This is a genomic window from Novosphingobium sp. BL-S-34, assembly GCF_056857015.1.
On record NZ_CM166472.1, the window covers coordinates 1429476 to 1451231 of the forward strand.

General features: G+C 67.5%; 17 protein-coding genes. 12 read left to right on the plus strand and 5 right to left on the minus strand.

Annotated features, from left to right (window positions below):
* Positions 1 to 8 precede the first annotated feature (8 nt).
* Positions 9 to 1007 carry a sensor histidine kinase gene (locus tag AC1VV3_RS06740; protein ID WP_132265220.1) on the minus strand — a complete coding sequence of 333 codons (999 nt, stop codon included), beginning with the start codon at positions 1005 to 1007 and terminating at the stop codon, positions 9 to 11.
* A gap of 463 nt (positions 1008 to 1470) precedes the next feature.
* On the opposite strand from AC1VV3_RS06740, the gene zwf reads away from it, so the two are divergent.
* From zwf to AC1VV3_RS06770, 6 genes are all read left to right on the plus strand, one after another.
* A complete protein-coding gene (gene zwf / locus AC1VV3_RS06745) occupies positions 1471 to 2850 on the plus strand; it encodes a glucose-6-phosphate dehydrogenase (protein WP_243654182.1) in 1380 nt (459 codons plus the stop codon).
* Positions 2851 to 3098: 248 nt separating this feature from the next.
* The gene (gene edd / locus AC1VV3_RS06750; protein WP_431568349.1) at positions 3099 to 4913 is read left to right on the plus strand and encodes a phosphogluconate dehydratase; all 1815 of its coding nucleotides are present in this window, start codon (positions 3099 to 3101) and stop codon (positions 4911 to 4913) included.
* On the plus strand, positions 4910 to 5914 hold the full coding sequence (locus tag AC1VV3_RS06755; RefSeq protein WP_482962065.1) for a glucokinase: 1005 nt from the start codon (positions 4910 to 4912) through the stop codon (positions 5912 to 5914). Before edd ends, AC1VV3_RS06755 begins: the two co-directional genes overlap by 4 nt.
* Positions 5911 to 6537, plus strand: a complete 627-nt coding sequence (gene eda / locus AC1VV3_RS06760) for a bifunctional 4-hydroxy-2-oxoglutarate aldolase/2-dehydro-3-deoxy-phosphogluconate aldolase (protein WP_132265215.1) — start codon at positions 5911 to 5913, stop codon at positions 6535 to 6537. Before AC1VV3_RS06755 ends, eda begins: the two co-directional genes overlap by 4 nt.
* Complete coding sequence (locus AC1VV3_RS06765) at positions 6534 to 9320, plus strand: phosphoenolpyruvate carboxylase (protein ID WP_431568348.1); 2787 nt, start codon at positions 6534 to 6536, stop codon at positions 9318 to 9320. Before eda ends, AC1VV3_RS06765 begins: the two co-directional genes overlap by 4 nt.
* 162 nt (positions 9321 to 9482) lie before the next feature.
* Positions 9483 to 10619: a DUF2279 domain-containing protein gene (locus AC1VV3_RS06770; RefSeq protein ID WP_431568347.1), complete on the plus strand. Its 1137-nt coding sequence runs from the start codon at positions 9483 to 9485 to the stop codon at positions 10617 to 10619.
* A gap of 5 nt (positions 10620 to 10624) precedes the next feature.
* On the opposite strand, the gene AC1VV3_RS06775 is transcribed toward AC1VV3_RS06770, so the two are convergent.
* Positions 10625 to 11935, minus strand: coding sequence for a glycoside hydrolase family 130 protein (locus tag AC1VV3_RS06775; RefSeq protein ID WP_132265208.1), 1311 nt, complete (start codon positions 11933 to 11935; stop codon positions 10625 to 10627).
* Positions 11907 to 14294, minus strand: coding sequence for a glycosyltransferase (locus tag AC1VV3_RS06780; RefSeq protein ID WP_431568346.1), 2388 nt, complete (start codon positions 14292 to 14294; stop codon positions 11907 to 11909). The genes AC1VV3_RS06775 and AC1VV3_RS06780 overlap by 29 nt, the downstream gene beginning before the upstream one ends.
* A gap of 311 nt (positions 14295 to 14605) precedes the next feature.
* Between AC1VV3_RS06780 and AC1VV3_RS06785 the strand changes: the two genes are divergently transcribed.
* The 6 genes from AC1VV3_RS06785 to AC1VV3_RS06810 all read left to right on the plus strand — a co-directional run bounded on the left by AC1VV3_RS06785 (position 14606) and on the right by AC1VV3_RS06810 (position 20375).
* A complete protein-coding gene (locus AC1VV3_RS06785) occupies positions 14606 to 15637 on the plus strand; it encodes a 2-oxoadipate dioxygenase/decarboxylase family protein (RefSeq protein WP_431568345.1) in 1032 nt (343 codons plus the stop codon).
* Complete coding sequence (astD, locus tag AC1VV3_RS06790; protein ID WP_431568344.1) at positions 15634 to 17076, plus strand: succinylglutamate-semialdehyde dehydrogenase; 1443 nt, start codon at positions 15634 to 15636, stop codon at positions 17074 to 17076. The genes AC1VV3_RS06785 and astD overlap by 4 nt, the downstream gene beginning before the upstream one ends.
* Positions 17073 to 18281, plus strand: a complete 1209-nt coding sequence (locus AC1VV3_RS06795; protein ID WP_431568343.1) for a hydrolase — start codon at positions 17073 to 17075, stop codon at positions 18279 to 18281. The genes astD and AC1VV3_RS06795 overlap by 4 nt, the downstream gene beginning before the upstream one ends.
* A complete protein-coding gene (locus tag AC1VV3_RS06800) occupies positions 18278 to 19297 on the plus strand; it encodes an arginine N-succinyltransferase (protein ID WP_431568342.1) in 1020 nt (339 codons plus the stop codon). Before AC1VV3_RS06795 ends, AC1VV3_RS06800 begins: the two co-directional genes overlap by 4 nt.
* 104 nt (positions 19298 to 19401) lie before the next feature.
* Positions 19402 to 20103: an HAD family hydrolase gene (locus tag AC1VV3_RS06805; protein WP_431568341.1), complete on the plus strand. Its 702-nt coding sequence runs from the start codon at positions 19402 to 19404 to the stop codon at positions 20101 to 20103.
* Positions 20104 to 20174: 71 nt separating this feature from the next.
* Entirely contained in the window at positions 20175 to 20375 is a 201-nt protein-coding gene (locus AC1VV3_RS06810) for a hypothetical protein (RefSeq protein ID WP_132265197.1), read from the plus strand.
* Positions 20376 to 20461: 86 nt separating this feature from the next.
* Here AC1VV3_RS06810 and maiA read toward each other — a convergent pair whose 3' ends face one another.
* Complete coding sequence (maiA, locus tag AC1VV3_RS06815) at positions 20462 to 21109, minus strand: maleylacetoacetate isomerase (protein ID WP_431568340.1); 648 nt, start codon at positions 21107 to 21109, stop codon at positions 20462 to 20464.
* The gene (locus AC1VV3_RS06820) at positions 21106 to 21696 is read right to left on the minus strand and encodes a VOC family protein (RefSeq protein WP_431568339.1); all 591 of its coding nucleotides are present in this window, start codon (positions 21694 to 21696) and stop codon (positions 21106 to 21108) included. The genes maiA and AC1VV3_RS06820 overlap by 4 nt, the downstream gene beginning before the upstream one ends.
* Positions 21697 to 21756 lie beyond the last annotated feature (60 nt).

Consider the following 21756-nt stretch of genomic DNA (forward strand, 5'->3'; position numbering starts at 1 on the left):
CAGACGCCTCAGGCGCCGGCCTCTTCCTTGCGCAGCGGCAGCATCAGCGAGGCGGTCGTGCCCATGCCCGGGCGGCTGTCGATATCGAAGCGGCCGCGATGGCGCTCGACGATGTGCTTGACGATCGACAGCCCCAGCCCCGTCCCACCGACCATGCGGCTGCGGCTGGTGTCCGCCCGATAGAAGCGCTCGGTCACGCGGGGCAGGTGCTCGGGCGAGATGCCGTCGCCGTGGTCGCTGACAGTGACGAGCAGCCAGCCGGTCGGCGTCGATTCGAGGCCGACGTCCACCGGACCGCCCTGCTTGCCGTACTTGAGCGAGTTGTCGATGAGGTTGCGCAGCACTTGCGCCAGTTGCCCGCGATCGCCGGTGACGACGGCGTTGTCCCCGTTCGAATGGACGGTGATCTGCGCATCGCCCCGCGCCTCGCCCGCGATTTCCTTCGCCAGCGCCACCATCTCCACCCGCTCCGAGGGGACCTCGTGCTTCACCGCCTCGATCCGCGAGAGCGACATCAGGTCCGAGATCAACGCCTGCATGCGCTGCGCCTCGTGGCGGATGGTGTCGAGGAAGCGCGTGCGTACGCTCTCGTCGCCGCCGGCCTTGGGATTGTGCAGCGTCTCCACATAGCCGAGCACGTTGGCGAGCGGGGTGCGCAGTTCATGGCTGGCATTGGCGACGAAATCGGCGTGCGACTTGGCGACGCTGACGCGTTCCGACAGGTCGTAAAGGCTGACCAGGCGGTCCGTCGCCGAAACCACGCGGCAATCCACTTCCCAGACGCTGCCGCCGGTGGAAAGCCCGGAGACGCGGGCGATACCGCCCTCCTCGCTGAGAATCGCGCCCACGGCCCGCGGTTCGCGAATGGCGATACGCACGTCCTGCCCCACGATATGCGCTCCCAGAAGCGCCCGGGCGGCGCTGTTGGCGAAGCGGACCTGCCCGCGCGAGACCATCATCGCCGGGGTCTGGAGGTGTTCGAGGAGGTGAGTGCCGTCACCGGCCATGATCGTGCTTCCTGTTCTTCGCCCGGATTGCCTCTCCGATGCGGACTGTCGAGGCCGTTCGCGCGGCTGCTGATCGTTCTCCATGCCCTTACCTGACGACAGGACAAAGACGCCATCGCAACGAACTTGCGGAAAATACCGGCATCACCCGATGCCAAATGCGCTTGCGGCCACTTCTCCTGTTCAATCCGTGCAAACGAGGTTGAGGTTTTGCGCGCTCTCGCCTAGCACGTCGCACGCAGTCCGTGTCATGCTGCAACCGCGAAGAGAGGCAGCTCTTCCTCGCGGGAAGGTATGACAGGGAACGCAGGAGGAGGAGCCCGTCGATCCCCGGCGGAAAATGACCCTATAGGTGGATAAACCCCCAGAAGGTGGACAGCGCCAAGTGACCAATTCCATTTCCGCTCCATTCACGTCAGACCGACTGCTCCTGTTCGGCGCGACGGGCGATCTCTCCCGCCGCATGCTGCTTCCCTCGCTCTGCGCCCTCGATGCGGAGGGCCTGCTGGACCCCAAGGTCGAGATCATCGGCACGGCCCGGTCCGAGCATGACGACGCCGAGTTCCGCAATTTCGCGCGGGCCTCGCTCGAACAGTTCCTGCCCGCCGAACGGCGCGGCGGCATGGCGCGCTTCCTCAACCGGCTGTCGTACCAGACGCTGGACGCCAACCAGATGGAAGGCTTCAACGCCCTGGCCGCCAAAGTCGGCCAGCCGCAGGACGGCCTCTCGATCTTCCTCTCCACGGCGCCCAGCCTGTTCGAGCCGACCATTCGCGGCCTTCAGGCCAGCGGCCTGGCCGGCGAGAACGTGCGCATCGGCCTGGAAAAGCCGCTCGGCATCGATCTTGCCTCCAGCAAGGTCATCAACGACGCCGTCGCCCGTGCTTTCCCGGAAGACCGCATCTTCCGCATCGACCACTACCTGGGCAAGGAAACCGTCCAGAACCTGCTGGCGCTGCGCTTCGCGAACCTGATGTTCGAACCGCTGTGGAACGCGGCGCATATCGACCATGTGCAGATCACCGTGGCCGAAACCGTCGGCCTTGAATCGCGCGTGGCCTATTACGACGATTCGGGCGCGCTGCGCGACATGGTGCAGAACCACATGCTCCAGTTGCTCGCGCTCGTCGCGATGGAGCCGCCGGTCAGCTACGACGCCACCAGCGTGCGCGACGAGAAGGTGAAGATCCTGCGCAGCTTGCGCAAGGTTGCCGCCAACGAGACCGTCACCGGCCAGTACCGCGCCGGCGCCATCGGCGGCCAGGCCGTGCCGGGCTACGACGACGAACTCGGCAAGGATTCGAACACCGAGACTTTCGTCGCGATCAAGGCGCATATCGACAACTGGCGCTGGCAGGGCGTGCCCTTCTATCTGCGCACCGGCAAGCGCCTGCCCAAGCGCACGACCGAGATCGTCGTGCAGTTCCGCGACGTGCCGCACTCGATCTTCCACGGCCGCGGCGCCCGCACGGTGCCCAACCGCCTGGTCATCGGCATCCAGCCGAGCGAGAACATCACGCTCTCGCTCATGGCCAAGGTGCCGGGGCTGGACCGCAACGGCTTCGGCCTGCGTTCGATCCCGCTCGCCATCACCATGCCCGACGCTTTCGCCGGCCCCCAGCGCCGCATCGCTTACGAGCGCCTGCTGCTCGACCTGATCGAGGGCGAGCAGACGCTGTTCGTCCGCCGTGACGAGGTGGAAGCACAGTGGGAGTGGATCGACGCCATCCGCGCCGAGTGGGAAGACCAGGGCCAGGAGCCGAAGACTTATACCGCCGGAAGCTGGGGCCCCTCCGCCGCCATCGCCCTCGCCGAGCGCGACGGCGTCACTTGGCACGAGTGATCGCGCATGCGTGATCGGGCTCCAGCAAGGAAGCCGGCGCGGGCATGAATCCGGCACGCACCCTATATGACCGGGTGCGTGAACGGTCCTCCATGCCCGGCCGCGTGAAATTCCCCCGCAAACCGGTGGAAGATATGTGTTGACACCGGTTACCTGAATGCCTTCAAGCCCCGCTCGGGAGATCCCGCAAGCGGCGGCTTCGGGAGGCTGAGACAAAAAAGACAGACGGAAAGTGCAGGAGTAACCCCATGAGCAACCTCAGCCCGGTGGTCGCCCGCGTGACCGATCGCATCATCGAACGATCGAAGCCCAGCCGCACCCGCTACCTCGCCCTGGTCGAGCGCGAAGCCGGCCGTCATTCGGACCGATCGTTCCTTTCGTGCTCGAACCTCGCGCACGGATTTGCCGCCAGCGGCGAAGACAAGCCCGCCATCGCCACGGGCAAGGCGATCAACGTCGGCATCGTCACCGCCTACAACGACATGCTCTCGGCCCATCAGCCTTATGGCCGCTATCCGGAGCAGATGAAGCTCTATGCCCGCGAAGTGGGCGCAACCGCGCAAGTCGCAGGCGGCGTGCCCGCCATGTGCGACGGCGTGACCCAGGGCTTCGACGGCATGGAACTTTCGCTGTTCAGCCGTGACACCATCGCCCTGTCCACCGCCGTCTCGCTCAGCCACGCGATGTATGACGGCATGACCCTGCTGGGCATCTGCGACAAGATCGTGCCGGGCCTGGTCATGGGCGCGCTGCGCTTCGGCCACCTGCCCGCCGTGTTCATCCCTTCGGGCCCGATGCCCAGCGGCATTTCCAACAAGGAAAAGCAGAAAGTCCGCCAGCTCTATGCAGAGGGCAAGGTCGGGCGTGAGGAGCTGCTGGCCAGCGAAAGCGCCTCCTATCACTCGGCCGGTACCTGCACGTTCTACGGCACGGCCAACTCCAACCAGATGATGATGGAGATGATGGGCCTGCACATGCCCGGCGCCGCCTTCGTGCCGCCCGGCACCTCGCTGCGCCAGGCCGTCACCCGCGCCGCCGTCCACCGCGTGACCGAGATGACCCGCAAGGGCGACGACTTCCGCCCGATGGGCCACCTCGTGGACGAAAAGGCGATCGTCAACGCCATCGTCGGCCTGCTCGCCACCGGCGGATCGACCAACCACGCGATCCACCTGCCCGCCATGGCCCGCTGCGCCGGCATCCAGATCGACTGGCAGGACTTCGACGAGCTTTCCGCCGCCGTCCCGCTCATCACCCGCGTCTACCCCAACGGTTCGGGCGACGTGAACCACTTCCACGCCGCCGGCGGCATGGGCTGGGTGGTGCGCGAACTGCTCGACGCAGGGCTCGCGCATGAGGACATCCTCACCGTCTCGAAGGACGGCATGCGCGCCTATGCCACCGAGCCGACGCTCGACGACGGCGAACTCAAGTGGAAGCCCGCCCCCACCGTCAGCGGCGACGATGCCATGCTGAGCACGGTGGCGAAGCCCTTCCTGCCCGACGGCGGCATGCGCCTCGTCTCCGGCAATGTCGGGCGCGCCACGTTCAAGACGAGCGCGGTCGATCAGGAGCGCTGGACCATCGAGGCACCGTGCCGCGTGTTCGAGACGCAGGAAGCCGTCATCAACGCCTTCAAGGCGGGTGAGCTTGACCGCGACGTCGTGGTGGTCGTGCGCCACCAGGGCCCGCGCGCCAACGGCATGCCCGAACTGCACAAGCTGACGCCGCCGCTGGGCGTGCTGCAGGATCGCGGCTTCAAGGTGGCACTGGTCACGGACGGCCGCATGTCGGGCGCTTCGGGCAAGGTTCCTGCCGCGATCCACGTCACCCCGGAAGCCCTGGCAGACGGCCCCATCGCCTATCTCCAGGACGGCGATATCGTGCGCCTCTCGGCCGAGGACGGCACGCTGTCCACCACGGCCGACCTCTCGGGCCGCACCCCCGCGCCGCTGCCCGCGCCTGCCGAGGGCATGGGCCGCGAACTCTTCGCGATGTTCCGCATCAACGCGGGCGGCGCCGAACAGGGCGGCTCCTCGATGCTGGAGGTCGCGGGCCTGTGAGTGCGGCTGAGACAACCGAACTCGTCGCCGTCGATATCGGCGGCACGCACGCCCGCTTCGCGCTGGCCTCGGTAGACGGCCAGGGCCGGATCACGCTGGGCGAACCCGTCACCCTGCACACCAGCGAACACGGCAGCTTCCAGCTGGCCTGGCAGGCTTTCCGCGAGCGCAATGGCGGGCATCTGCCCAATGCCATCTCGATCGCGATAGCCGGCCCGGTCGGCGGCGAGGTGATCCGCTTCACCAACAACCCCTGGATCATTCGCCCCGCGATGATCCCCGAGAAGATGGGCGTCGAACACTATACCGTCGTCAATGACTTCGCGGCGGTCGCCTATGCCGTGGCGCTGGCGCCGGAGGACCAGTTCCTGCACCTGGCCGGGCCGGAAGGGCCGCTGCCCGCCACCGGCACGCTCAGCGTGCTCGGGCCGGGCACCGGGCTCGGCGTCGCGCACTTGTGGCGCAACGGGCTGCCGCACGGCCAGGGCGGATTCTACCATGTGCAGGCCACCGAAGGCGGCCATGTCGACTATGCCCCGCTCGACCTGATCGAGGATGCCGTGCTCGCGCGCCTGCGCAAGCGCCACAATCGCGTCTCGGTGGAGCGCGTCGTCTCCGGCCCGGCCATCGTCGACATCTACCAGACGCTCGCCGCCATGGAGAACCGCGCCGTCCACGACCTGACCGACGTGGAGATCTGGACCGCCGGCACCAACTACGAAGACCCGCTGGCCGCCGCCGCCGTCGACCGTTTCTGCCTCTCGCTGGGCAGCGCGGCGGGCGACTATGCGCTGGCGCACGGTGCAGGCGGCGTCATCATCGCCGGGGGCCTCGGCTACCGTATCCGCGAAACCATTCTGTCCTCGGGCTTTTCGGAGCGCTTCCGCGCCAAGGGGCGCTTTGCCTCGATGATGGCGCAGATCCCCGTCAAGCTCATCACTCACCCGCAGCCCGGCCTCTACGGCGCGGCTGCCGCCTATGTCAGGGAGCACGTCCAATGAGCAGCCCGTCCGAAGCCGTCGAAAAGGTCATGCGTCTTGCCCCGGTGATCCCGGTGCTGGTGATCGAGGATATCGAACACGCCCTGCCGATCGCCGAAGCTCTCGTCGCCGGCGGCCTGCCCGCGCTTGAGGTGACGCTGCGCACCGAATGCGCGATCGAGGCGATCAAGATCATGAAGCAGGTTCCCGGCGCCGTGGTCGGCGCGGGCACGGTGCTTTCGCCCGACGACCTGAAGCGCTCGATCGACGCGGGCGCCGAGTTCATCGTCTCGCCCGGCCTCACGCCGATGCTGGCCGAAGCCGCCTACAAGTCGCAGATCCCGTTCCTGCCCGGCACCGCCAATGCCAGCGACGTGATGTTCGCGCTGGAATGCGGGTTCGACCGGCTGAAGTTCTTCCCCGCCATGGCGGCGGGCGGACCTTCGGCGCTGAAGGCGATCGCGGCCCCGCTGTTCAAGGCGAAGTTCTGCCCCACCGGCGGCGTGACGCCCCAGAACGCGCCGGAATGGCTCGCCCTCGATGCCGTGCTCTGCGTCGGCGGCAGCTGGATGGTTCCCAAGGGCAAGCCGGACGTCGCCGCGATCGAGACGGCGGCCCGCGCGGCAGCAGGGCTCGCCCAGTGAGCGGGGCGGCTCTGACCACCGTCGAGGACCTCGACAAGCGGCTCCAGGAACTGCACGTCCTCACGGCCCAGACGCCGCTCTACAACCCGGTCTTCCAGCTCGGCCTCGAACTGTCGCGGCGGCTGGAGACCGGCGAGATGAGCCTCGATCATATCGAGGCTCTCGTCGCCGAGATGGAGTGCGAGGGCCTGCGCGCCCGTGCCGCCCGTCTCGACCGGCTGCTCGCCCCCGTCGGCCTTGCCGAGAACGACGCACGGATCGACGCGGCGGCCGAGGAGGACGACTTCACCGCCTTCGCCGTCCGCTGGCAGCGCCCGGCCGCCCATGTGGTCTTCACCGCGCACCCCACGTTCCTGCTCTCCACCGCGCAGACCGAGGCCGTGGCCGTCTCGGCCTCGAACGGCGATTTCAGCGACGCCACGGTCTGTGCCGCATCTTCCGAGCGCGACCAGATCACGCTCGACTACGAGCATGACAAGGCGATGGAAGCGATCGCGCGCGGCCAGAAGGCCCGCGACCGCATCAACGCCCGCCTCTTCGACATTGCCGCCGCCCGCTGGCCGAAGCGCTGGCGCGGGCTGAACCCGATGCCGGCGCGTTTCGCCTCGTGGGTCGGCTACGACATGGACGGCCGCACCGATATCGGCTGGTCCACCTCGATCCGCTACCGCCTTCAGGAAAAGGCGCTGCGCCTCGCCGGCTATGCGGAAAGCCTCATGCAGGCCGCGCCGGACATCGCGCAGAAGCTGGCCCGCGCCGGCAAGCTGACCGAGGACATGGTCGCCCGCTTCGCCGCCGATCTTTCCTCGCCGGAGGCGCTTTCGGAAGCCGCCAACGCGCTGACCGCGGATCATGCCGACCGGCTGGTCAGCCTGGAAGGGGTCATCACCGCGCTGGAAAACGAAGCGCGCCATGCCGATCAGGAAATTGCGCGCACCCTGCTCGTGACTGCCGCCGCCATGCGGGCGGACGGCCTGGGCATGGGCTGGATCCACTTCCGGGTGAACGCCTCCCAGCTCCAGAATGCGATCCGCCTGCGCATCGACCCGGAAGGCAAGCTTTCGCTCGCCAGCCAGGCCGCGCTGGTGCGCATGCGCGAGTTGCTGGCCGAAGTCGTGCCGCTCAAGTCCAACTTCGCCGCACTCGCCATCGAGAATTCCACCGCCGTGCGCCAGTTCCTGGCCATGGCCCAGATCCTGGCCCATATCGACGCCGATGCGCCGATCCGCATGCTCGTGGCCGAGTGCGAGGAACCGACCACGATCCTGGCCGCGCTCTATTTCGCGCGCATGTTCGGGATCGACGACAAGGTGGACGTCTCGCCGCTGTTCGAGACCGAAAGCGCGCTGGAACATGGCGGCCGCTTCGTCGATGCCGTGCTGGCAGAGCCTGCCTACCGCGACTATGCGCGCAAGCGCGGCCGCGTCTCGATCCAGACCGGCTTCTCGGACGCGGGCCGTTTCGTCGGCCAGGTGCCCGCCGCGCTCGCCATCGAGCGTCTTCAGGGCCGCCTGTCCGAAGCGATGGTCGCCAACGGGCTGACCGACGTTTCGGCGCTGATCTTCAACACCCACGGCGAATCGATGGGCCGCGGCGCTCATCCTTCCAGCATCAAGGACCGCTTCCAGTGGCCGATGTCGCCCTGGGCGCGCCGGCGCTTCCTGCGCGCCGGCATCCGGCTGGAACCGGAAGTCTCGTTCCAGGGCGGGGACGGCTACCTCTGGTTCGGCTCGGACGAACTGGCCCTCGCCACGCTCACGCGCATGGCCGAAATGCCGCTCTGGGGCGCCGATGCCGATGCGCCCACCGATCTGTTCTACCGCCGCACCGATCTCAGCCTCGATTTCTACCGGGCGATCCGCGGCGTCCAGCACGAGCATCTCGAAAGCGCGACTTATAGCCGCGCGATCACCGCTTTCGGGCTGGGCCTGCTCAACGATACCGGCAGCCGCAAGTCGCGCCGCCAGTCGGACCTCGCTTCCGACCGTTCGATGAGCCTGCGGCAGATCCGCGCGATCCCGCACAACGCCATCCTCCAGCAGCTCGGCTACCCGGTGAACGTGATCGCCGGGATCGGCACCGCCTCCGACGGCAACCGCGAGGAAATTGCCGTGCTCCTGCGCGAAAGCGAGCGCGGCCAGCAACTTATGCGGTTGGCGCGCAGTGCCAATGCGCTGGCCTCGATCAAGACCGTGGCGGCTTATGGCGAGCTGTTCAATTCCGCCTACTGGGCCAGCCGCCCCTATCGCGGCGACGAACAGTACATCGCCGAGGCCTGCCTGAAGCTGGCCGAATACCTGACCAAGGACGATCGCACCGGCGTGTTCCGCCGCCTCGCCTCGCGCCTGCGCGTCGACGCGATGAAGCTGCATTTCCTGCTCGACCTGCTGCCGGACGAAGCCCCGCTGCCGGACCGCGAGCACACCCGCCGCAGCCTGGGCGTGCTCCAGTCCCTGCGCATCGCCTTGTTCAAGCACATGTTCCTGCGCGCGGTGATGGTCCCGCCCTTCAGCCGCGCCAACGACATCAGCCGCGACGACGTGCTGGAGATGTTCTTCACCTTGCGCGTCGAGGATGGCCTGGCCCAGCTGCGCCGCGCCTTCCCCACCAGCTTCCCCTCGATCGACGACTTCAAGGTGGATTGCCCCAGCGACTACCCGGACTCGAGCGCGACCGGCTATACCCGCATCCACAGCGACTACATCGACCCGATCGCCCGCTCCTATGCCCTGTCCTTGCGGATCACCACGGCGCTGGCGAACGAGTTCGGCGCGCACGGCTGATCCGGCCCAGGGTTCCGCCGGGCGGGGCGGGAGAGCGGCGATGCTCTCTCGCCCCGCCCGGCATATCCATGAAAGTCCTAGTTGAATTTCCGGTTTTTCGGGCGCCTACTCGCACCCGGTTGGTCGCACATCACGTCTGCTCCGGGGGGCCGGGGATGATGCATGCGCAACTTGCTTCTCGGTTCCTTGGTCCTGACCGCTTTCCTCGCCGCGCCCGCCAGGGCCCATGGCTTCGGCGAATGGCCCGATCTCGCCCCTGAGGCCGAGGCAGACGCCAGCCTGGCGCAGTGGGATCTGACCGATCTGGCCGAAGCTCGGGAACGCCCGCGCAGCCCGTTCGACACGCCGCCGTCCGGCGCGGAAACCGGCCAGGTTTCGCTGGAGGACCCGGGTGATGCGCCGCTCGCCAGGCCCAGCGGCGAACCCGGCGCCGGTCCGGGGGATCGCCTGCCGCCCATGCTCCCTGCCGATCTGCAGCCGCGCCGCTGGTCGGACCATGTGCCGCGCGCTTACGCCGCCAATCCCGACTTCTTCAGCCAGCTCGGCACGATCAAGTGGGAGACGCTGATCCTGCTCGGCTATTTCAGCCTCCAGAGCGGCAAGAAGCTGTTCCGCGAAACCACCAGCTTCCACTTCCACAATGAGGGCTGGTTCGGGAAGGACACCACCAACCTCGGCATCGACAAGCTCACTCATGCCTTCGACACCTACCTGATCGCCGAAATCCTGCACATGCGGCTCCACGACAAGACTCATGCCTCGCAAGGCGACGCGGTGACGGCGGCGATCCTCGCCTCGACCTTCATGGCGCTCAACGAGATTTCGGACGGGATCGAGACGGACAGCGGCTATTCGATGCAGGACATCACGATGAACCTGGTCGGCGCGGGCTTTTCGATCCTGCGCAACACGGTGCCCGGCATGCGCGAGAAAGTCGCCTTCAAGATCGAGATCATCCCGGACGACAATATCTACAGCTACCGCGGCCAGGCCCATTATGCCCAGCAGCGCTACATGCTCTCGTTCAAGGGGGCGGGTTTCGAAGCGCTGGAGCGCACGCCGCTGCGCTTCGTGGACCTGCAGGTGGGCTACTACGGCAGCGATTTCATGATCGACGACCGCCTGGCCGGCAAGGAACCCAAGCGTCACCTGTTCGTGGGCCTTGGCCTCAACCTCGGCGAACTGCTGTTCGGCCGCTCCCGCTCAAGGCTGGGCAAGGCGGGCTACACGGTGCTGGACTACTTCCAGGTGCCCTATACCTCGATCCGCTACGACACGACCGGGCACCTGGGGACCTGAGGCGATCAGGCCATGAGCTTCAGCAGCCCGTCGATCTCGCAAGTGGCGAAGCCCACGGTGCTATCGGAAATGCCGTAGGGCAGGAGCAGCCGCTCGCCCACTTTCAGGGCGCCGCAGGTATAGACCACGTTCGGCACATAGCCCGAGCGGTCGGCATTTTCCGCCGTCAGCACCGGCTCGACCGTGCGGGCGAGGACTTTCGACGGGTCCTTCAGGTCCAGCAAGGCGCAGCCGAGCGCATATTTGCGCATGGCGCCCACACCGTGCGTGAACAGCAGCCAGCCGTGCTCGGTCGGGATCGGGCTGCCGCAATTGCCGATCTGGATGAATTCCCAAGGGTATTTCGGCTCCATCAGCAGCACGCCGTCGTCGTCCCACATGTCGAGCGAGTCGGAGCGGAGCAGGAACAGGTTCTTGCCGTCCTGGCGCCCGACCATGGCGAACTGGCCGTCGATCTTCTCGGGAAACAGCGCCATCCCCTTGTTGCGACCGGCACGGCCGCGGATAGGCTCCAGCTCGAACGCCCGGAAATCGCGCGTGCGCAGCAGTTCGGAGCGGATCGAACTGCCCGAATAGGCCGTGTAAGTGCCCACCCATTCGAAGTCGCCGCCGCCATGGTCGAACCGCACGAGGCGCAAGTCTTCCAGCCCGCCGCGCTGCTGTTCGGTGATCGGGAAGATCACGGTGTTGGACAGGCTCGATTCGGGATGGCGGTGGACCGAGACGGCGCCGTCGGCATCGACTTCGCCTTCCTCGTCCAGTTCCACGGACGTCGCGAAGGAGGCCTGCGGCCAGAGGCAGAACGTGCCGTCGGCCTCGGCTATGCCTTCGCGGAAGGCGATGGAGCTGATGTGCCCTTCGCCCACGGCCCGCAGCGACATGATGAAGCGCACCGCGCCGTCCTGCATTCCAGACTGGTCGGGCGCTGGCACGATGGAGGGGTTCATCAGGGCCGCTGCCGCGAACGTATATTCGTGGCAGAAATAGGCCCCGATCAGCCGCTGGCGCGTCTCGGAAAACTGGGTGGGATCAAGATCCAGATTCGACGCAACTTCCAGGAAGCGGTCGGCGAATATGTTCTCAGTCTGCCAGTGCCGCTCCTTGAAGTCGCGCAGCACGCGCTCGTATTCGGAGGCGACCTGCTCTTCGCTCAGGCCGGCGATATCCTCCACGAGTTTGTTCGCACGGCCGCCGGGCGCGTTCTTGCCCTGCCAGCCCAGGTGGAACGGGCGCAGCACGACTCGCGCCGGATCGGCGTAAAGGCGAGTCTCAAAAACATGGAGCGGTTCAGACCAGACGTTCTCGGGCCGATTCAAGCAATCCTCCTCCACGTCCGAGCGGTGCCGACACGGCAAGCTCGGCCAGAGCATAGTGCGAAAGTTGGAAGGCGAGAATGGATTCCGCACCGCAATTGGCGTTGACTCCCCTCGGTGTGACCCCATCCCGGCAACGGCCCGTCGCAATGTCCGCCAGAATGACGCCGCGATCGTTGCCGCCGAAGAACCAGCGCCATGCCGTCAGCGCATGTTCCACCCAGAAGGCACCATGCGTGGCGGTCCAGGCGGAGCAGGCTGCCTCGATGGCGGCCTGGGCTTCCAGTGGCTGCTGGTCGAACGGCAGGTAGCCATGCGGCTTGCCGAAGCTTTCCGAGCCGATCGGGCGGAACTGGCCGCGCGCGGAGACCTGCTGGCGGCAAATCCATTCCAGCGTTTCCAGGCCGGCCCCGATCCAGGCTTCCCGGTCCAGCGCGCGGCCCGCTTCGATCAGGGCCTGCGGCAACCGGGGGTTGTCATAGCCGAGCACGGCCTCGAACCAGGCCCAGTCGGGACGGCGCCCATGGCCGAGCAGGCGCATGAGGAAGTCGCCCCCCTCCCGCGCGCACTCCAGCGCCGCCGCATTGCGGGGATCACGCCGCAGCACCGCGCAGGCGCCGAGCATGGCGAAAGCGCGGGCGCGGGGCGCCTCGATCGTGGCCAGCCGGGGGAGCACGTCCTCGAACAGCTGGAGCGCCCATTCCGAGAGGCTCTGGTCCGGCGCCCGTTCATATGTGTGCCCCAGTGACCAGATGGCGCGACCGTTGGAATCTTCCGAACCCTCGTCCTCGCACCAGCCCCGGTCGAAGCGCATGAAGTTCCGGAAGCGCGCAAGGTCCGGGTTCCATGCCGACTGCACGAAGGCCGCGTAGGCAAGGCTCCACTTCATCCGCTCGGCGACCGGCAGGCCGCGCGCGACGTTCATCAGCATGAGCGCGCGGGCATTGTCGTCCAGGCAATACCCGTGGCGGCGGTCCGGCACGACACCCACCGAGTGCTGGAGCATGCCGGTGGCATCGCTCATCGCCAGCACGGCGGCGAGGCCCGGCGTCGCGGTTATCGGCGGCATGGCCGGATCGGGCGCGCGGGCCCGGTCTACCAGGCGCAGGCTGGCGTCGGCGAAGCGCGGCCAGATCATCTCGCGGCCCCGCGCCCAGGCGCGGCGCTGCATGGCGGTGAGGTCCGCCGGACGATCGAGCAGGGCGTTGACCGCTTCCGCGATCGCCTCGCTGGAGCCCGGCTCGATCAGGCGGCCGATCCCCTCGCCCAGCAGTTCGCGGGCATGGACATAAGGCGTGGACACCACGGCCTTGCCCACCGCCACGGCATAGCTGAGCGTGCCGGATGTCGATTGCTGCATCCCCAGATAGGGCGTCAGGTAGATGTCGCAGGCTTCGAGCTGGTCGAGCAGCTCGTCGGTTTCGAGGAAGCGGTTTTCCCAGGCGATGTGCGAGAGCACGCCCAGCCGATCGGCCAGGGCCTGCAATTCCTCGCGATAGGCCTCGCCCTCGTAAGCGACGAGATTGGGATGCGTGGCGCCGACGATGCGATAGATCACCTCGGGATGGCGCGCGACGATGGCCGGCAGCGCCCGGATCGCGTGTTCCAGGCCCTTGCCGCGGCTGAGCAGGCCGAACGTCATGAGCACCTTGCGGCCGTCGAGACCCAGCTGCTCCTTGAATTCGTCCTGGCGGCCGAAGGGACGGTCCGGCGCGCCGTGCTCGATCACTTCGAGGATGCGCGGCGGGGCGTCGTATTCGCTCTCCAGCAGGTTTCGCGAATGATGCGACATGACCATAATACGCGAGGCGCGCGCGATCAGGTGGCGCAGGATCTTGCGCTGGCGCTCGGAGGGATCCGACAGCACGGTGTGCAGCGTGAGCACCAGCGGGGCGGCCAGACGGTCCACGAAGTCCAGCACCATCTCGCCATCCTCGCCGCCGAAGATGCCGTATTCATGCTGGACCCAGACCGCATCGACGCCGGCTTCGTTGATCTGGCGTGCGGCGCGGGCGTAGTCCTCGGGATCGTTGCAAGCGATCGTCCCGGTGACGTCCCGGTAGTCCAGCCGATGGTCGGGATCGTCCAGCGCGTGCACGTCGAGCGTGATCTCGGGATGGAATTCCCGCAGCTTCTCGAAGATGTCGGTGGTGAAAGTGGCGATGCCGCACTTGCGCGGCGCAAAGTTGCCGACAAGCGCGATGTGCAGAGGCCGCGGTGCCGGCCGATCCGCTTCGGGCCTGTTCGCTTCGAGAGGCCCCGTCTCGGCGTCGCCGCTGGAGGGGATCACGTCGAAGATCGAACGGACTTTGTCCGAACCCGATTTCCGGCCGGGTTCTTCGTCACGAGGCATCAGGTTCATGCGCACCCCGCAGAAGGTGGAGGAGAATGCTCAATGAAAGCCCAAGAGTGCCATGAGTTTCCCGCTGCACTGCAAAAAAACTGACATGTCGCGGCAAAGCGCCCGCCGCGAAGGCCGTGCAGAGGCCGGAAACGCGTTAAGTTCACATTTGTGCAGTTGCGAATCGGGAGCTGGCGGCATCACGGAGGCGCAAGCAGGTCGCGATTTAGTATAGACAAAAAAGCATAGCCCTACCCCTGCCCGGCATGGACTTGGCTCCGGGGCTTTCCTATGTCCGTCGAACGCGCAAACTGAGAAACGACGGGAACACCATGCCCTCCGCCTCCATCCCTTTCGCGAATCGGGACCAGACGCTCTACCGGCTGCTGTCAGCCGCCGTGGGCGACGATGCCGCGACTTCGGCCCTGACCGTTCTGACCATAGACCCCGCCCTTGCCGGCTCGGGAGATACCGTGTCCCGCGCGCAAGTCGCGATGGCGCTCAACGCTGCGCTGTTCGCAGACCTGCTGGTCCGCGTGCCCACCGCGGCGCGTTACGTCCAGACCGTGCGCGAGGCGGGCGAGACGATCGTCTTTGACCACGGCGCCCTGCGCACCATCGACGGAGAGACCGGCGACCTGCCTGCCGGCCACGAGGCTTTCGGCCGCTTTCTGATCCCGCTCGGCTATGAAGTGGGCGGGCTCTATCCGCTGCCCAAGCTGAAGATGACCGGGCGCGCCTATGTCCAGCGCGACCTGCCCGAGACGATCCCGCAGTTCTTCGTGTCCGAACTCCATGTCGAGCAGCTGGCCGAAGCGGCCCGGGCGGCCTGCGCCAATGTCTTCGGCACTTCCGTCGATCCGCTCGGCGAAGCGGAATGGGCGGCGCTGGACGCGCTTTCCGCCAAGGGCGCCTGCCCCTTCGAGCAGGGCGTCACCGCGCTCAAGGGCGCGCTCGCCTGTTTCGAGCGGCAGCATCAGCCCCCGGCGCTGGCGGATTACGAAGTGCTCCTGCCGGAAACCCGCGAAGGCGCCTGGATCGCCACCGAGGGCAATGCCTTCAACCATGCCACCACCCGGACGGCCAACGTCATGATCCTGGCCGAGGAACTGAAGGAAGACGGCTATCCGATGAAGCCGTCGGTGGAAATCTCGCAGAACGGCCGCGTCCGCCAGACGGCGATCCTGGCGGACAAAGTCGTGCGCCCCTTCCGCGAGGCCGACGGCAGCGAAGTGCCGCTGCCGGTGCCGGGCTCCTTCTACGAATTCATCACCCGCGACATCGATCCCGAGACCGGCAAGCTCGATCTCACGTTCGATTCGGGCAATGCCACCGGCATCTTCGCGGTCACGAGGAACGCATGAACCAGCTGAGGTCCTACGATCCCGCCAGCGGCGCCCTCGTCTGGGAAGGCCCGATCGCGGACGCCGCGGCCGTGGACGCCGCGCTGGAACGCGCCCATGCGGCCTTCCCCGGCTGGGCGGCGCTGCCCGTGGCGGCCCGGGTCGAGGCGGTGCAGCGCTACAAGGCCGTGCTCGAAGCCCGCAAGGACGCCGTGGCCGAGGTCATCGCCCGCGAGACCGGCAAGCCGCTTTGGGAGACGCGCGCCGAACTCGCCTCGATGATCGGCAAGATCGGCATCTCCATCGCCGGACAAGCCGAGCGCGCGGGCGAGAAGCGCAGCGACATGCCGTTCGGACAGGCCGTTCTGCGCCACCGTCCACATGGCGTCATGGCCGTGCTCGGGCCATTCAACTTCCCCGGCCACTTGCCCAACGGCCACATCGTCCCGGCCCTGCTGGCGGGCAACACGGTGGTGTTCAAGCCCTCCGAAATGACCCCTGCGACCGGGCAGGCCATGGCCGACGCCTGGTTCGAAGCGGGCCTTCCCGAAGGCGTGTTCCAGATCGTTCACGGCGCTCGCGCCACTGGCGAGGCGCTGGTGGCAGGCCATATCGACGGGCTGCTGTTCACCGGCTCGGCCGGCGCGGGCGCGCATTTCCGGCGGATCTTCGCGGATCGGCCGGACGTGATCCTCGCGCTCGAACTCGGCGGCAACAACCCGCTGGTGGTATGGGACGGCGATCTCGACGAGGCCGCCTCGGTCGTCGTCCAGTCCAGCTTCATTACCACCGGCCAGCGCTGTTCCTGCGCGCGCCGCCTGATCGTGCCGGACGACGATTTCGGCGCGGCCCTGGTCGAGGCCGTGGCCGCGCTGGCGGACCGGATCACCGTGGGCGCCTGGAACGAGACCCCCGAACCGTGGATCGGCCCGCTGATCTCCGAGCGCGCGGCCGAGGCCGCTGCGGAGCGTTACGACGAACTGGTCGCGCGCGGCGCGCGGGTCGTGCGGCCTTTCGGCGGGATCGAGGGCCGCAGCGGCGCCTTCGTGACGCCGGGCATTCTCGACGTGACCGGCGTGGACGTGCCTGACGAGGAAGTGTTCGCCCCCATCGTCCAGGTCACGCGGGTTCCGGACTTCGACGCCGCGATCGCCGCTGCCAACGCCACGCGCTTCGGTCTTTCCGCTGGCCTCGTCAGCGCCGACGACGGCTTGTGGGACCGCTTCGTGCTGGAGAGCCGCGCGGGCGTGGTCAATCGCAACCGCCCGACCACCGGCGCGGCCGGATCGATGCCGTTCGGCGGCCTTGGCGACAGCGGAAACCACCGCCCCAGCGCCTATTATGCCGCCGATTACTGCGCCTATCCGGTGGCCAGCTTCGAGGCGGCAGACGCGCAGGGCAACAGCGCCGCCCTGAACGGCAAGCTGCACGGCAAGCTTCACGGCAAACTGGGCGGATGAGCGCTCTCACCGCCGAGGAACGGGACCTCCTGGCCCCGATCGAGCGGGCGCCGATCCTCGCCCACACGCTCGAATGGGCGGCGATCAATAGCGGCACCGCCCATGTCGAGGGGCTGGCCGCGATGGCCGGGCAGCTCGCCCAGGCTTTCTCGGCGCTGCCGGGGGAAGTGCGGCTGGTCGATCCCGCCCCGGTGGAGAAAGTCGACAGCCAGGGCCAGACCCGCGCCGTGGCCCACGGCCGCCACCTCGTGCTCTCGGTACGGCCGGAGGCGGCCCGCCGGGTCATCCTGACCGGGCACATGGACACCGTCTACCCGCGCGAACACCCCTTCCAGACCTGCGACTGGCTGGACGAGAACAGGCTGCACGGCCCCGGCACGGCCGACATGAAGGGCGGCCTCGCGCTGATGCTGGCCGGGCTTGCCGCTTACGAGCGCTCCGGCCCGACCCTCGGTTACGACGTCCTCATCAACAGCGACGAGGAAACCGGCTCGCTGTCCTCGGCCGCTCTGATCGCCGATCTGGCGCGCGGCAAACTGGCAGCATTGACTTACGAACCGGCGCTTCCCGGCGGGCAGATGGCCCGCGCGCGGCCGGGATCCGGGAACTATGCCGTGGTGATCCACGGCCGCTCCGCGCACGCGGGCCGCAATCCCGAAGAGGGCCGCAATGCCGTGGTGGCAGCGGGCGATCTCGCCCTCCGCCTCGCCGCGATGCGCCGTCCCGGACTCTCGGTGAATCCGGCCAGGATCGAAGGCGGCGCGCCCAACAACACCGTGCCGGATCTGGCGATCCTCCACTTCAACATGCGCCCCGCCACGCCCGAGCTGGCGGCAGAGGCGCAGGCGCTGGTCAAGGCCGCCGTGGCCGAAGTCTCCGCCGCGCATGACGTGCATATGCACGTCCACGGCCACGTATCGCGCCCGCCCAAGGCGATCTCGGCCGAGACCGAGGCGCTCTACGGCACCGTCAGCAAGGCCGCCGCCGATCTTGGCCAGCCGATGAGCTGGAAGGACACCGGCGGCGTCTGCGATGGCAACAACATCGCCGCCTGCGGCGTTCCGGTGCTCGACACCATGGGCGCGCTGGGCGGGTCGATCCATTCGCCGGACGAATTCCTGCTGGCCGACTCCCTCGATGCCCGCGCCCGCCTCACCGCTCTCGTCCTTCACCGGATCGACCGCCACGGAGTTCTGCCCGCATGACGTTTCTCCTGCGCACCGCACAGGAAAAGGACCTCGACGCGCTCTATCGCATGGCGAAGGGCACGGGCGGCGGCTTCACCAACCTGCCGCCGGACAAGCCCACGCTGGGCGCCAAGCTGAAGCGCACGGCCAAGAGCTTCGCGCGGGAAAGCGAGGACATCGCCAACGACCTCTTCGTGTTCATCCTGGAAGATACCGCCACGGGCAAAGTCCGCGGCACCTGCCAGGCCTTCTCGCAAGTGGGCACGGAGTTTCCCTTCTATTCCTACCGGATCGGCCGGATCACGCAGCACTCGCAGGAACTGGGCCGCACCTTCCGCGCCGAAATGCTGACGCTCTGCACCGATCTCGACGGCGCCAGCGAAGTGGGCGGGCTCTATCTGGACGCCACCGAACGCTCGGCCGGCGTGGGCAAGCTGCTGGCCCGCAGCCGCTACCTCTTCATCAAGACGCACCGCGCGCGCTTTGGCGATACCACCCTGGCCGAACTGCGCGGTGCCATCGACGATGCCGGCAACTCGCCGTTCTGGGACGGTCTCGCAGGCCGCTTCTTCGACATGAGCTTCCGCGATGCCGACGAATTCAACGCCAAGCACGGCAACCAGTTCATCGCCGACCTGATGCCCAAGCACCCGATCTACTGCGCCCTGCTTTCAGAGGCGGCGCGGCAGGTGATGGGCCAGCCGCACTACTCCGGCCGCCCGGCGATGCGGATGCTGGAGAACGAGAACTTCGCCTTCCAGAACTACGTCGACATCTTCGACGGCGGCCCGACCATGCTCGCCCGGACCGACCAGATCCGCACCGTGCAGGACGCCCGCACCGGCGTGATTACCGCCCTGACCAAGGCGGACGATACGGAAGCCAGCCACCTCGTGGCGACCGGCCGCCTCGCACGGTTCCGGGCCTGCCTCGGCAAAGTGGACGCTGCCGACGGCGGCGTGACGCTGGACGGCGCAGCGGCGGCACTGCTCGGTGTCGAGGTGGGCGATACGGTGACTTACGCCAACGCATGATGTCCCCGTCGTCCCGGGCACGATCCGGGACGACGGGCGCTTTTCGCAACCGCACATTCGCCCTTTGCAATGGTCCCGACACTGTCAGGGCGCATATTGAGCCTATGACTTCCCTGCCCGAAACGCTTCGCTCCCCCGTGCTGCCCGACCCGATCCGCGCGGCGATCTTCGACATGGACGGGACGCTGCTCGATACCGAAGCCGCCCACGGCCGCGCTTTCGCGCAGACCGGCAAGGCGATGGGCTATCCGCTCGCAGCGGAGCTGCAGAATTCGATGGTCGGCATCCACCGCGACGGTTCGCGCCGCCTGGTGGCCGACCACATGGGCCCGGACTTCCCGCTGGACCGCTTCTTCGAGGAGAGCGACCGGGCCTTCGCGGCCATGCTCGATGCCGGAATCCCGCTGCGCCCCGGCGCCGAGGTGATCCTGGAGCACTTCGCCAAGGCGGGCATTCCCATGGCCATCGCCACGTCCTCGGAAGCGTCTTATGCGCAGCAACGCCTCGAAAAGGCGGGCCTGCTGCGCTACTTCGATCTCGTGGTTACCCGCAACGACGTGACCGAGGCCAAGCCCCATCCCGAGCCCTACCTGCTGGCCGCCAGCCGCCTGGGTGTCGATCCGGCGCATTGCGTCGCGATCGAGGACAGCCCCGCGGGCGTCCGCTCGGCGACTTCGGCCGGGATTGCCACGGTGATGGTGCCCGACCTGCTGCCCGCCACCGAGGAACAGACGCTGCTCTGCGCGCAAGTGCTGCCCAGCCTCCACGCCTTGCGCGACCTGCTGCTGGCGCCTGCCGAAAGCTGAGCGAATTGGGCGGTGCATAGCTTGCCCCGCCCGCTGGACCGCCACGCCACGATCTCGCTACGGGCGGGCGGATGAGCATTATCGCCACCATCATGAATTCGACCACCGGCCAACCCATCCAGAAGATGACGTTCGGCCGCATGCCCAAGCCCTGGGCGAGCTTCAACCTCGCCACCGGCGAACTCGTCACCGCCGACCGCGTCCATGTGGGCAAGCCTGCGCCGGGCAAGTTCGCCGCGCCCGTAGAGGTCTGGGTCACGCCGAAGGCCTGAGGGCGCCTGCCAGGTAGTCTTTTCCCATCGGGACGCAGGGAAAGCGCCGGATTCTCTGCGTGCCCGCCGACGGGGGCCTTATGCGGTCAGTTCCGGTCCGGCTGGCGGTCGGGATGCGCGGCGATGAAGGCCGGATGCTCCCGGCAGGCCGCATCTATGCGTGTCAGGTGCGGATAGGCCGACAGATCGCAGGAAAACCGCCGCGCATTGTAGAGCTGCGGCACCAGGACGCATTCGAACAGCCCCGGCGCATCGAACAGGAAATCCCCTGCCCCGCGTGACGCCTCCAGACGCTGCGCCAGCCGCGTCTCGACGCTTTCGAACGTGCGGGCGATCCAGTGGCGATACCAGTCGTCCACTTCGTCCTGCCCATGGCCGAGGTCGTTTTTCAGGTATTTGAGCACCGGCAGGTTGAGCGGCGCATGAAGCTCGGTGGCGATCGCCAACGACAGTTCGCGCGACGCGAAGCGGTCCTCGATATCGCGGGGGAGCAACGGACGGTCGGGAAAGCTCTCGTCGAGCCATTCCAGTATCGCCATCGACTGCGCATAGATGCGCCCATCGATCTCCAGCGCCGGAACACCGCCGTAGGGGTTGAGGCGGCGGTACTCCCGGGAGCGCTGCTCCCCGTCGAGCAGGTTGACCGCAACCTGCTCGTATTCAAGCCCCTTGAGACCCAGCGCGATGCGCAGGCGGTAGCTGGTGGAACTGCGCCAGTAGCCGTGGAGCCTCACGTCTCCGCCGCGATCTTCTCGTGCAGCCAGGCCGCGTGACGCGGGGCCTTCTTGGTGCGCGCCCATTCCTCCAGCATGTCGTCGGCCACGGCCTTGAGCTGGGCCATCTGGCCGGAGCTGCCGAACTGCCAGGCGAGTTCGAGGCGGTGGCCGTTGGGATCGAACAGGTAGATCGACTTGAAGACGCCGTGATGGACCGGGCCGACCACCGAAATGCCCCGCGCCTCGGCCCGCTGCTTGGCCGAAAGGAGGTCCTGCTCGCCCTCCACCTTGAAGGCGATGTGCTGGACCCAGGCGGGGGTCGCCTCGTCGCGCCCCATCTCGGGCGAATTCGGAAGCTCGAAGAAGGCCAGCACATTGCCGCCGCCGCAGTCGAGGAAGACGTGCATGTAGGGATCGGGGGCGCCGGTCGAGGGCACTTTGTCCTCGGCGATGGCCAGCATGAAATCCATGCCCATCACCTCGCGGTAGAACGCGACGGTCTCCTTCGCGTCGTGGCAACGGTAGGCGACATGGTGGATCCCACCAAGTTTCGGGGCCAAAGTCGCGTCGGGCATCGGGGCTGGCATCGGGCTCTCGTCAGTCATCTTCGGTCTCCCGGGAATTGCAGGCGAGCCTGCGTGGGCCCGCCCGTCTCTCCCAATTTC